The organism is Pseudomonas sp. GW821-FHT09C10, from assembly GCF_059418085.1.
On record NZ_JBWKPE010000009.1, the window covers coordinates 174,824 to 186,164 of the forward strand.

Here is an 11,341-nt window from a genome sequence, read left to right on the forward strand (position 1 = left end):
TCAATGAATCTGTTGACTGATACACCGACATCGGGGGCAAGCCCCCTCCCACATTTGCTCTCCGGTGTCCTCAGGATTGAGCCGGGATATTCTCGACAATCTTCTTGCCCATGCTGATCCTCGGCTCCACCCCATACCCCAGCGCCTCATAGAACCCCACCACCGCCTCATTGCCACCGGTGATCTGCAGGTTGATCTTCACGCAGCCCAGGGCCGTCAGGGCCTGTTCCGCATGCCGCACCAGCGAGGAACCGAGGCCATGACGCCGATAGCCAGGGTGCACGGCCACCGAGTACAACCAGCCGCGATGACCGTCGTAGCCGGCAAGCACCGTTCCGATGACAGTCTTTTTGTCCGTCGCCACAAAAAACAGCCCGTCATTGACCGCCAGTTTCTTATCGATCGCCAGGGTCGGCAGGTTATGCGCCGTGTCATACCCAAACGCCTCCTGCCATAACGCCACCACTTGCCCACGGTGCTGGCGGTCGCGATACGGACCGATGGGATGGCGCGATAACAGCGCCTTTTCCATCACCAACGTGCGCTCAGTGCCGTGGTAGACGTCACGTACCGTGTGAAAACCCAGCTTGGTGTAGAACGGCTCGGCGGTCAGCGAAGACGGCACACTCAGCGTCGTCACCCCCGCTTCCCGCGCGCGCAGTTCGATTTCAATCATCAGCAACCGGCCAATGCCCTGCCCTTGCAGCGTCGGGTTGACGAACACCGAACGCACCACATTGGCATCCAAGGCCGCCGTGGCGACGATCACCCGGTCCTGGACCGCCGCCAGCACCACACGGCGCTTGAGCAGGTCGATCACCGCGTCCGGGGTGAAGTTGCTGGCCACCCGGGCAATCACATCCGCCGGATAATCCCGTGCATTGCTGCTGTGCAAGGCCGCCAGGATGACCTGGCTGATCCCTTCGGCATCCTCGGATTGGGCAAGACGTACGACGGTAGACATGACTCCTCCTGGCTGACGGCGTTATTACAGTCGCCACTGTACCAATGTGGGAGGGAGCTTGCTCCCGATGGCGGTGTGCCAGTTGATGGATTGAGTGGCTGATATACCGCAATCGGGGGCAAGCCCCCTCTCACATTTTGACCGCGCTCCAGCTCCAACAGCCGATTCGGCCGGCTCACCCCCCTTTTCAGCTTTCCCGGCTGAGCCGCCCCTGGGTTTCAGCCGGGATTCCCCTGCCACAGCGAACAAAATAGCCCTACTGCTCAACCCCATGGATTCGTGCCCCCATGCAAACCACCAATACCGTCCTGATGATTCGCCCGGCGCGCTTTGCCTTCAACCCGGATACCGCGATCAACAACCGTTTCCAACGCCCGCCCCTCGACCCGCTCAGTGCACAGCAGAAAGCGCTGGAAGAGTTCGACGGCTATGTCGACACCCTGCGCCGGCACGGCGTGGAAGTGCTGGTGGTGCAAGACACTCCGGCGCCCCACACACCCGACTCGATCTTCCCCAACAACTGGTGGAGCAGCCACGCCGACGGCAGCCTGGTGCTGTACCCGATGGAAGGCCAGAACCGCCGACTGGAGCGCAACAAAGGCGTGCTGCAAGTGCTGGAGCAGCGCTTTGCGATCAAGGACACCATCGACCTCAGCCACCTCGAACAACAGAACATCTTCCTCGAAGGCACCGGCAGCATGGTCCTCGACCGTCAGCACCGCATCAGCTACGCCTGTCACTCCGGGCGCACCCACCACGACGCGCTGCGCCAGTTTGCCGAACGCCTCGACTACCGGCTCTGCGTCTTCCACGCCGTCGACCGCCACCACGCACCGATCTACCACAGCAACGTGATGATGAGCGTCGGCCGCGACCTTTCGGTGGTGTGCCTGCAAGCGTTGCCCGACGCCGACGAACGCCAGGCCCTGGAACGCTCGCTGCGCGACACCGGCAAAGACATCCTCGGCCTCGACTTCGACCAGCTCGAAGCCTTCGCCGGCAACATGCTCGAAGTCCACGACCGCGACGGCCAGCCGCTGCTGGTGATGTCTGCCAGTGCCTGGGGCGCGCTGCAACCGGCCCAGCGCCGGCATGTGGAGCGCCACACCCGGCCGGTGGTGGTGAACATCGACAATATCGAACGCATCGGCGGCGGCAGTGCCCGCTGCATGCTGGCAGAAGTGCACCTGCCAGCCCGTCCCTCATTTCAATAAGGAGTCTTGCCATGACCCGCTATATCGACGTCAACGACCTCAGCTATCTGGTTTCGCAAAAGGGCCTGCACACCTGCATCACTGAGATGGCCGAGTACATCCGCGCCGACTACCTGCGCTGGCAGGATTTTGAAAAATGCGCACGCCTGGCCAACCACTCGCCGGATGGCGTGATCGAGTTGATGCCGGTGTCCGACGCCTCGCTGTACGCCTTCAAGTACGTCAACGGCCACCCGAAGAACACCTTGGCCGGCATGCTCACCGTGATGGCCTTTGGTGCCCTCGGTGACGTCGACACCGGCAAACCGGTGCTGCTGGCGGAAATGACCCTGACCACTGCCATTCGTACCGCCGCCACGTCGGCCCTGGTGGCCCGCTACCTGGCCCGCGCCAACAGCCGCAGCATGGCGTTGATCGGCAACGGCTCCCAGAGCGAATTCCAGGCCCTGGCCTTCCACGCCATGCTCGGCATCAACGAGATCCGCCTGTTCGACATCGACGCCAAGGCCACCGCCAAGCTGGCAGCCAACCTCAAGGCGTTCCCGGCAATCAAGGTGATCCTGGCCGGCAGCGTGGCCGAAGCGGTCAAGGGCGCGGACATCGTCACCACCGTCACCGCCGACAAGGCCTACGCAACCATCCTCACCGACGACATGATCGAGCCCGGCATGCACCTCAACGCCGTGGGCGGCGACTGCCCGGGCAAGACCGAGCTGGACCGCCGCATCGTCGAGCGCGCCCGTGTGATCGTCGAGTACGAACCGCAAAGCCGCGTCGAAGGTGAAATCCAGCACATGCCGGAAGACTCGCCGGTGACCGAGTTGTGGCAGGTCATCAACGGCCAGGTCGCCGGCCGCGAGCATGAGCGCCAGGTCACCCTGTTCGACTCGGTGGGCTTTGCCATCGAAGACTACTCGGCCCTGCGCTATGTGTTGGACGTGGCCAAGGCCCTGGATGTCGGCAGCGAACTGGAACTGGTGCCGGACCTGGCCGACCCCAAGGATTTGTTCGCGCGCCTGGCCCAACAGCCTCGAGCACAGCATAAAAAGCGCGCCTGAGACCGCTCTGGCCTGCCCCTTTGCGCCATGGGCAGGTCGGATTTCCAGGGCTGAAAAGCCGATTCAGCGGGTACAACAGCCGATTCCGCTGCATTGCGTGTTTTAACAGCGCAATTTGCGCTTTGAGCACCGGGTAAACGACACAAAAAACGCACCACCATGAAGCATTCTGAGCCCGACCAAAGAGTCACCGAATGCATGCACGCTGCACCCTTTCTACTGCCCTGACATCAATTACAAAATATAGGGACCGTCATATGACTCCATTGCGATCACTCTTCGCTGCGTTGCTGTTGCCACTGTGCGCCGGCGCCGCCCACGCCCAGGATTGGAAAGAAATCCGCTTCGGCGTATTCCCCGAGTACCCCCCGTTTGAATCCGTGGCCGCCGACGGTAGTCTGCAAGGCTTCGATATCGAGTTGGGCAATGCCATCTGCGCCAAGCTCGAGGTCAAATGCACCTGGGTGCACAACGAATTCGACGGCATGATCCCGGCCCTGCGCGCGCGCAAGTTCGACGCGATCATGTCGTCCATGGCCGTGACCCCGGCGCGCGAGAAAGTCATCGACTTCACCGACCGCCTGTTCCTCAGCCCCACGTCGGTGATCACGCGCAAAAACGCCGACTTCGGCGACACCCCGGAATCGTTGAAAGGCAAACAGGTCGGCGTGCTGCAAGGTTCGTTGCAGGAAGCCTATGCCCGCGCGCACCTGGCCAAACTGGGCGCGCAGATCAAGGCGTACCAGTCCCAGGAGCAGAACTACGCCGACCTGCAGAACGGCCGTCTCGACGCTACCCTGACCGACAAGCTCGAAGCCCAGCTCAACTTCCTGTCCAAGCCTGAAGGCGCCGACTTCAAGACCGGCCCGGCCTTCAAGGACCCGACCCTGCCCCTGGACATCGCCATGGGCCTGCGCAAGAACGACCAGGACTTGCGTGCGCTGATCAACAAAGGCATCGCCGCCGTCCAGGCCGATGGCACCTACGCACAGATCCAGAAGAAATACTTCGGCGATCAAGACATCTACAACGAATAAGCCAACACAATCCCTTGTGGGAAGGGGCTTGCTCCCGATAGCGATGGGTCAGTCAATACAGGTGTCGACTGGCACGCCCCTCATCGGAAGCAAGCCCCCTCCCACAGGGGTATGTCTGCGCCCTTTAGAGATCTCCCCATGAACGAACTCCTCAACCTGCAAGGCTACGGCCCGATGCTCGCCCAGGGTGCCTGGATGACGGTCAAGCTGGCGCTCCTGGCGCTGGCCCTGAGCCTCGCCCTGGGCCTGATCGCCGCCGGCGCCAAACTGTCCAGCGCCCAATGGCTGCGGGTGCCGGCCACGCTGTACACCACGCTGATCCGCAGCGTGCCGGACCTGGTGCTGATCCTGCTGATTTTCTACAGCCTGCAACTGTGGCTCAACGACCTGAGCGAAGTGTTCGGCTGGGACTACTTTGAAATCGACCCGTTTACCGCCGGGGTCATCACCCTGGGGTTTATCTACGGCGCGTATTTCACCGAGAACTTTCGCGGTGCGATCCTCAGTGTGCCGGTCGGCCAACTCGAAGCCGCCACCGCCTACGGCCTGAGCCGCTGGCAGCGTTTTCACCTGGTGCTGTTCCCGCAGTTGATGCGCTTTGCCCTGCCGGGCCTGGGCAATAACTGGCTGGTGCTGCTCAAGTCCACGGCGCTGGTATCGATCATCGGCCTGTCGGACCTGGTCAAGGCCGCGCAGAACGCCGGCAAGACCACCAACGAGCCGTTGTACTTCCTGATCCTCGCAGGCCTGGTGTACCTGGTGATCACCACCCTCTCCAACCGCATCTTCAAGCGCCTCGAACGGCGCTATAACCTCGGCATCAAGGGGATGGCGCGATGATCGAACTGTTCCAGCAATACGGCCTGGCCTACCTGTTCAGCGATGGCACCGGGTTGTCCGGCGTTGCCATGACCTTGTGGCTGTTCATTATCTCGGTGGTGCTGGGGCTTTTCCTCTCGATCCCGCTGGCGCTGGCCCGCGTGTCGGAACACTTCTGGCTGCGCTGGCCGGTGGAGGTCTACACCTACCTGTTTCGCGGCACGCCGTTGTATATCCAACTGTTGATCTGCTACACCGGGCTGTACAGCCTGGAGGTGGTGCAGGACAACGCCCTGCTCAACCAGTTTTTCCGCAATGCCCTCAACTGCACCCTGCTGGCCTTTGTGCTCAACACCTGCGCCTACACCGTGGAAATCTTCGCCGGGGCGATCCGCAACATTCCCCATGGCGAGCTCGAAGCGGCCCGCGCCTATGGCCTGCACGGCTGGCGCCTCAACCTGTTTGTGGTGGTGCCTGCCGCACTGCGCCGCGCGCTGCCGGCCTACAGCAATGAATTGATCCTGATGCTGCACGCCACGTCGCTGGCGTTTACCGCCACCGTCGCCGACATCCTCAAGGTGGCGCGCGATGCCAATGCCGAGACGTTCCTGACGTTCCAGGCCTTCGGCATCGCCGCCCTGCTCTACATGCTGCTGTCCTTTGCACTGGTGGGCCTGTTCCGACTGGCCGAACGTCGCTGGATGCGTTTTCTTGTTCCTACCCGAGGCTAACCCATGAATCAGTCCGCGCAGGCCCTGGCCACTTATCCTGTCGATGTACCCGTTACCCAGGCGGCAACTGCTGCCGTCAAGCTGCAGGTCGAAGGCATCCATAAACGCTACGGCGAACACGAAGTGCTCAAGGGTGTGTCCCTCAACGCCCGCAATGGCGACGTAATCAGCCTGATCGGCGCCAGCGGCTCGGGCAAAAGCACCATGCTGCGCTGCATCAACTTTCTCGAACAGCCGGACGCCGGCGTCATCACCCTGGACGGCATCAGCATCGAAATGCGCCAGGGCCGCGCCGGCGCCCGTGCGCCGCACCAGGAACAATTGCAGAACCTGCGCACGCGCCTGGCCATGGTGTTCCAGCACTTCAACCTGTGGAGCCACATGACCGTACTGGAAAACATCACCATGGCCCCGCGCCGGGTGTTGGGGGTAAGTGCCGCCGAAGCCGAAAAACGCGCGCGCATGTACCTCGACAAGGTCGGCCTGCCGGGCCGCGTGGCCGATCAGTACCCGGCGTTCCTGTCCGGTGGCCAGCAACAGCGCGTGGCCATCGCGCGGGCCCTGGCGATGGAGCCGGAAATCATTCTGTTCGATGAACCCACCTCCGCCCTCGACCCCGAACTTGTAGGAGAAGTCCTCAAAGTCATACAGACGTTAGCTGAGGAAGGTCGTACCATGCTGATGGTCACCCACGAAATGGGCTTTGCCCGCCAGGTGTCCAGCCAAGTGCTGTTCCTGCATCAGGGCCGAGTCGAGGAACAAGGCGGCGCCGAGATCCTCGACCACCCCAACAGCGAGCGCTTGCAGCAATTTCTTTCCAACCGTTTGAAGTGAAACCCATGGATACCAAGGCCAACGGACCCCATACCTCCCCTGCGCTGGATCGCATCGATGAGGCGATCATCGAAGTGCTGCGCCACCAGGGGCGTATCACCTATGAAAAGCTCTCGTCACTGGTGCACCTCACCCCCAGGCCCTGCCTGGAGCGGGTGCGCAAGCTGGAGCGACGCGGGGTAATTCGCGGGTACGGCGCGATCATCGATGTGCAGATGGTCTCGCCCGGGCTGTCGCTGCTGGTGCTGGTGGCCTTGTCCAACCAGAGCGGGCGCTCGGCGCAAAAGGCCTTCGAAGCCTGTATGAAGGCCTGCCCTCAGGTGTTCGAATGCCAGTTGATCAGCGGGCCGTTCGACTACAGCCTGCGCATGCGCTGCCGGGACATGGAGCACTACCGGGTGGTATCGGAGATCTGGCTGAACAATGATGAGCTGCACATCGATAAGTTGGTGGCGCATCCGGAGTTGGCGGTGGTGAAGAATACCGCCATCGAACTGGCCTAGATCCTCAAACACTGGAAATCCAATCTGGGAGGGGTTTGCCCCTCCCAGACTTTTAACCGCGCCCGCTTGAAATACGCTTGCCGAGCTTGGTGCCAATCATCTTCGCCTGCCCATCCTTCTGCTTCCCCGTACGCGCCTCGCTGATCAACCCCGGGATCAACCTGCCCTCCGGCAGATTCTTCCAGAACCGGCTCGGCAAGTGCCCTTCCATCACCTTGGGGTTCAACCGCGCCGGGTTGAAGATATGGCTGTAGTACGTCAGCCACATCGCACTGTGGGGATCCTCGACATTCTGCGCCAGCTGCTGCCAGGCCTCAGGGCATTGGCGTTGATGAATCAACTGTTCGCCATCGTAATAAACCCCATCCAACGGCGTGGCGATCATCCAGCGATGGCGCCCCATGCGCCCGACAAAATGCTGGCTGGCCGATTTGAGGATGTCATGGGCCGGCTCATGCCAGGCCACGTACTCCGGCAACTCGGGCCCTGCTTCTGCCGGCAAGGCGATAAAGCGCACAAACGCATGCAGGTGATGGGCCTCGCGACTCACCTGCTTGATGCGACGCTGCAATTCAGTGCCGAGTTTATCCCCCGCCAGCATCGCGGTGCGGTCGCCATGGCTGACGCGCCAAAGCACTTCGTACAACAGGCTCCAACGCTGGTCGCCGTGGTAACAGGCGGCTGACGCCAACAGCTCCAGCAGCGCCTTGGGAATTCGCGCCTGGAACGGACCCAAGCCTTCGGGGATCGGCTCATCGGTGGCAAACAGGTCCGCCGCCTGTACCTCGCCCCAGCTGACCTGGCTGGGGTCGACCTGATGACTGAGCAGCCAGCGCGCCTGTTCGCGCCAGGTGCTGAAAAGGTTGTCGCATTCCAGGCTGATCATCCCCACAACCCCATCTGCTGCGGCTGCGGGCGGTCGCGCAGTTGTTCGCGCAGCAGCACGCTGGTGCTGTCCGCCTGTTGCGGGTGGTAGTCACTGGTGATGAAGAATGGCTTGGCCTTGGCCAGCACACAGCGCATGCGTGCCAGGTCTTCAAAGCGGATCTTGCGTTCGCGGCGCAGGTCCACCAGGCGCTGGGTGGTGCGCAGGCCGATGCCCGGGATGCGGGCGATCAAGGTCGGCTCGGCACGATTCAGGTCCAGGGGGAATACCTCGCGGTGCTCCAGGGCCCAGGCCAGCTTGGGGTCGATGTCCAGGGCCAGGTGGCCGGGGCCTTCGAACAATTCGTTGGCACTGAAGCCGTAGCTGCGCAGCAGGAAATCCGCCTGGTACAAGCGATGCTCGCGCATCAACGGCGGCGCGGCCAGGGGCACGCTTTTCGGGCTGTTGGGGATGGGGCTGAAGGCCGAGTAATACACGCGGCGCAGCTTGAAGTTGCCATACAGCGCCTCGGCACTGTGGAGGATGGTGCTGTCGTCGGTCTCGTCGGCGCCGACGATCATCTGGGTACTCTGCCCGGCCGGGGCGAAACGCGGTGCACGGGGTTCGTTGAAGACCGTCTGCTCGCCGGTGTAGATGGTCTGCATGGCCTGCTTGATCGAGACGATCTGTTTTTCCGGCGCCAGGGTTTGCAGGCTGGCATCGGTGGGCAGTTCGATATTCACGCTGAGGCGATCGGCGTAGCGCCCGGCCTCGGCAATCAGCGCCGGGTCGGCTTCGGGGATGGTCTTGAGGTGGATGTAACCGCGAAAGTCATGCTCTTCGCGCAGCAGTTTGGCCACCCGCACCAATTGCTCCATGGTGTAGTCGGCCGAACGAATGATGCCGGAGCTGAGGAACAGCCCGCTGACGCAGTTGCGCTTGTAGAAATCCAGGGTCAGGGTGACCACCTCCTCCGGGCTGAAGCGTGCACGGGGCACGTCGCTGGAGCGGCGGTTGACGCAGTATTGGCAGTCGTAGAGACAGAAGTTGGTGAGCAACACTTTGAGCAAGGATACGCAGCGACCGTCCGGCGTGTAGCTGTGGCAGATGCCCATGCCATCGGTGGAGCCCAGCCCCGCCTTGCCTTCCGAGCTGCGCTTGGGCGCGCCGCTGCTGGCGCAGGAGGCGTCGTACTTGGCGGCGTCGGCGAGGATGCTGAGTTTTTCGATCAACTGCATGGAGGCTTACCGATACTGGTTTTTTGTACAGTATCAGCCAGCCCCCCGTGTCACAAGTGCAGCCTGTCAGCTGGCGGTGGCCAGGAGCAGATCCTGTACCGAACGCCCCTTGCCACGGCTACGGTCATTTTCAAACAGCGACGCCGCGATCTCATCCGCGCGAATCGGCAGTACCGACAGCAACGTATCGCTCAAGCCATGGCTGGCCTGGCTGAAGCCCTGGATGTAGATGCCGGCCTTGCAGCGCTCGTCGGTGACGATGCGGTAGTCGCGCGCCACTTCAAAATCACCCAGGTACTCCTCCAGCGGCGCCAGCAATGCGCGGTGGGTCTCGCGCTCGTAGCCGGTGGCGAGGATCACCGCGTCGTAATGGTTGACGCTGGTTTCGCCGCTGGCGTTGTTGCGCAGAGCCAGTTCGATGCCCAGGGGGCCGGGGGTGGCCTTCTCGACCACGGTCATGGTGCGGAAGGCCTGGCGGGCGATGCCGGAAACTTTCTGGCGGTAGAAAATCCCGTAGATGCGCTCGATCAGGTCGAGGTCGACCACCGAATAGTTGGTGTTCTGGTACTCGGCGACCAGGCGCTCGCGCTCGGCACCGACTTGCTGGAACACCAGGTCGGTGAAGGCCGGCGAGAACACTTCGTTGACGAATGGGCTGTCATCGGCGGGCTTGAGCGCCGAACCGCGCAGGATCATGTCGACCTGTACCGATGGGAAGCTGTCATTCAAGTCAATAAAGGCTTCGGCCGCACTCTGGCCACCGCCGATGATGGCGATGCGCATCGCCTTGCCGTCCACGCAAGGCTGGGCGGCCATGCGCTCCAGGTACTGGGAATGGTGGAACACCCGGCTGTCGCCCTTGAGGGCCTTGAAGGTTTCGGGAATGCGCGGTGTGCCGCCGGCGCTGACCACCACCGAACGGGTGGTGCGCACATGCTGCTCGCCCAGGGTATCGCGGGAGATCACGCGCAATGCCTCGACCTGTTGCTGGTGCAGGATCGGCTCGATGGCCAGTACTTCCTCGCCGTAGCGGGCCTGGGCCTGGAACTGCCCCGCGACCCAGCGCAGGTAATCGTTGAACTCCATGCGGCACGGGTAGAAGGTGCCCAGGTTGATGAAGTCCACCAGCCGGCCGTGGGTTTTCAGGTAATTGACGAAGGAGTACGGGCTGGTGGGGTTGCGCAGGGTCACCAGGTCCTTGAGGAACGAAATCTGCAATTCGCTCTGGGTCACCAGGGTATTGCCGTGCCAGCGGTAATCGGCCTGTTTGTCGAGAAACAGTACGTCCAGTTTGCCCTGGGCCTTTTCGCGCTCCTGCAGGGCGATGGCCAGCGCCAGGTTCGAAGGGCCAAAACCGATACCGATCAGGTCGTGAACCGCGGGCGAAGCAATTGCCTGTGTCATTCCAGTGTCCTCTGGATAAGCCCCTTGGCGGTGGGGCGGGAATACCTTCGAGACCTGCACAACAGGTCATGTGTTGATAGGAAACGAGGACAGTGAAAAAAAATTTAACCGATCAGTGATCAGTGCGCGTCCCACTCGCGCATCCGCACCCGGCAGTGCTTCATGGCGTTAACGATGTGTTTTTCCACCAGGGTGCGGGAAATACCCAGGCGCTCGGCGATTTGCAGGTGGCTCAGGCCCTCGAGTTTGCGCAGCAGGAAGCTGTCGCGACAGGCCGCCGGCAGCTCGGCCAGGGCGCGCTCGAGCAAGGCCAGGCGTTGGCCGTAGTCATGAGTGGCATGGGGCGAACACGCGGCAAAGCGCTCCTCGCTGTCGAGTACCTCCAGGGGTTCGACCTGGCGCAGGGCGTTGCGCCGGTGGCCGTCGATCACCAGGTTCAGCGCGGTGCGATACAAAAAGGCACGCGGCTGTTCGATGGGCGTCTCGCTGGAACGTTCCAGCACCCGGACATAAGCGTCATGCACCACATCCTCGGCCACCTGACGGTTGCCCAGCTTGGCGTTGAGGAAACACACCAGCTCGCGATAGTAGTTTTCCAACATGACTCCCGGCCGCCGGGTGGCGGCATTACGTCCTTGAGTGCGAAAAAGACAGCGTATTCAGTAATGGCAGTT

12 protein-coding genes are annotated in these 11,341 nt (G+C 62.2%); 7 read left to right on the top strand and 5 right to left on the bottom strand.

Translation table 11 applies throughout. The features are described 5' to 3' along the window. Positions 1–70: 70 nt before the first annotated feature. Positions 71–964, bottom strand: coding sequence for a GNAT family acetyltransferase (locus AC07OT_RS18500; protein WP_495108712.1), 894 nt, complete (start codon positions 962–964; stop codon positions 71–73). A 287-nt stretch (positions 965–1,251) separates the two neighbouring features. Here AC07OT_RS18500 and ctlX point away from each other — a divergent pair, with 287 nt between their 5' ends. The 7 genes from ctlX to AC07OT_RS18535 all read left to right on the top strand — a co-directional run bounded on the left by ctlX (position 1,252) and on the right by AC07OT_RS18535 (position 7,160). Continuing rightward, positions 1,252–2,178, top strand: a complete 927-nt coding sequence (gene ctlX / locus AC07OT_RS18505) for a citrulline utilization hydrolase CtlX (RefSeq protein WP_065948429.1) — start codon at positions 1,252–1,254, stop codon at positions 2,176–2,178. Between the two features lie 11 nt (positions 2,179–2,189). After that, positions 2,190–3,236: an ornithine cyclodeaminase gene (gene ocd, locus AC07OT_RS18510; protein WP_495108713.1), complete on the top strand. Its 1,047-nt coding sequence runs from the start codon at positions 2,190–2,192 to the stop codon at positions 3,234–3,236. A 257-nt stretch (positions 3,237–3,493) separates the two neighbouring features. Next, positions 3,494–4,273: an ABC transporter substrate-binding protein gene (locus tag AC07OT_RS18515; protein WP_495108714.1), complete on the top strand. Its 780-nt coding sequence runs from the start codon at positions 3,494–3,496 to the stop codon at positions 4,271–4,273. A gap of 138 nt (positions 4,274–4,411) precedes the next feature. Next, the gene (locus AC07OT_RS18520) at positions 4,412–5,113 is read left to right on the top strand and encodes an ABC transporter permease (protein ID WP_027606180.1); all 702 of its coding nucleotides are present in this window, start codon (positions 4,412–4,414) and stop codon (positions 5,111–5,113) included. Further along, positions 5,110–5,823, top strand: coding sequence for an ABC transporter permease (locus AC07OT_RS18525; RefSeq protein WP_495108715.1), 714 nt, complete (start codon positions 5,110–5,112; stop codon positions 5,821–5,823). The genes AC07OT_RS18520 and AC07OT_RS18525 overlap by 4 nt, the downstream gene beginning before the upstream one ends. Positions 5,824–5,826: 3 nt before the next feature. Further along, complete coding sequence (locus tag AC07OT_RS18530; protein ID WP_065940203.1) at positions 5,827–6,657, top strand: ABC transporter ATP-binding protein; 831 nt, start codon at positions 5,827–5,829, stop codon at positions 6,655–6,657. Between the two features lie 5 nt (positions 6,658–6,662). Then, a complete protein-coding gene (locus AC07OT_RS18535; protein WP_053138651.1) occupies positions 6,663–7,160 on the top strand; it encodes an Lrp/AsnC family transcriptional regulator in 498 nt (165 codons plus the stop codon). 52 nt (positions 7,161–7,212) lie between these two features. Here AC07OT_RS18535 and AC07OT_RS18540 read toward each other — a convergent pair whose 3' ends face one another. The 4 genes from AC07OT_RS18540 to AC07OT_RS18555 all read right to left on the bottom strand — a co-directional run bounded on the left by AC07OT_RS18540 (position 7,213) and on the right by AC07OT_RS18555 (position 11,269). Beyond that, positions 7,213–8,046 carry a TIGR03915 family putative DNA repair protein gene (locus AC07OT_RS18540; RefSeq protein WP_141155476.1) on the bottom strand — a complete coding sequence of 278 codons (834 nt, stop codon included), beginning with the start codon at positions 8,044–8,046 and terminating at the stop codon, positions 7,213–7,215. Then, a complete protein-coding gene (locus AC07OT_RS18545) occupies positions 8,043–9,263 on the bottom strand; it encodes a putative DNA modification/repair radical SAM protein (RefSeq protein ID WP_065940205.1) in 1,221 nt (406 codons plus the stop codon). The genes AC07OT_RS18540 and AC07OT_RS18545 overlap by 4 nt, the downstream gene beginning before the upstream one ends. Positions 9,264–9,329: 66 nt before the next feature. Further along, positions 9,330–10,667, bottom strand: a complete 1,338-nt coding sequence (locus tag AC07OT_RS18550; RefSeq protein ID WP_065940206.1) for a lysine N(6)-hydroxylase/L-ornithine N(5)-oxygenase family protein — start codon at positions 10,665–10,667, stop codon at positions 9,330–9,332. 119 nt (positions 10,668–10,786) lie between these two features. Then, positions 10,787–11,269: a sigma-70 family RNA polymerase sigma factor gene (locus AC07OT_RS18555; protein ID WP_065923789.1), complete on the bottom strand. Its 483-nt coding sequence runs from the start codon at positions 11,267–11,269 to the stop codon at positions 10,787–10,789. Between the last annotated feature and the right edge of the window lie 72 nt (positions 11,270–11,341).

What these genes read in the sequence shown, in the direction of transcription:
- AC07OT_RS18500 (WP_495108712.1), bottom strand. Translation starts at nt 964, where the DNA reads ATGTCTACCGTCGTACGTCTTGCCCAATCCGAGGATGCCGAAGGGATC.
- ctlX (WP_065948429.1), top strand. Translation starts at nt 1,252, where the DNA reads ATGCAAACCACCAATACCGTCCTGATGATTCGCCCGGCGCGCTTTGCC.
- ocd (WP_495108713.1), top strand. Translation starts at nt 2,190, where the DNA reads ATGACCCGCTATATCGACGTCAACGACCTCAGCTATCTGGTTTCGCAA.
- AC07OT_RS18515 (WP_495108714.1), top strand. Translation starts at nt 3,494, where the DNA reads ATGACTCCATTGCGATCACTCTTCGCTGCGTTGCTGTTGCCACTGTGC.
- AC07OT_RS18520 (WP_027606180.1), top strand. Translation starts at nt 4,412, where the DNA reads ATGAACGAACTCCTCAACCTGCAAGGCTACGGCCCGATGCTCGCCCAG.
- AC07OT_RS18525 (WP_495108715.1), top strand. Translation starts at nt 5,110, where the DNA reads ATGATCGAACTGTTCCAGCAATACGGCCTGGCCTACCTGTTCAGCGAT.
- AC07OT_RS18530 (WP_065940203.1), top strand. Translation starts at nt 5,827, where the DNA reads ATGAATCAGTCCGCGCAGGCCCTGGCCACTTATCCTGTCGATGTACCC.
- AC07OT_RS18535 (WP_053138651.1), top strand. Translation starts at nt 6,663, where the DNA reads ATGGATACCAAGGCCAACGGACCCCATACCTCCCCTGCGCTGGATCGC.
- AC07OT_RS18540 (WP_141155476.1), bottom strand. Translation starts at nt 8,046, where the DNA reads ATGATCAGCCTGGAATGCGACAACCTTTTCAGCACCTGGCGCGAACAG.
- AC07OT_RS18545 (WP_065940205.1), bottom strand. Translation starts at nt 9,263, where the DNA reads ATGCAGTTGATCGAAAAACTCAGCATCCTCGCCGACGCCGCCAAGTAC.
- AC07OT_RS18550 (WP_065940206.1), bottom strand. Translation starts at nt 10,667, where the DNA reads ATGACACAGGCAATTGCTTCGCCCGCGGTTCACGACCTGATCGGTATC.
- AC07OT_RS18555 (WP_065923789.1), bottom strand. Translation starts at nt 11,269, where the DNA reads ATGTTGGAAAACTACTATCGCGAGCTGGTGTGTTTCCTCAACGCCAAG.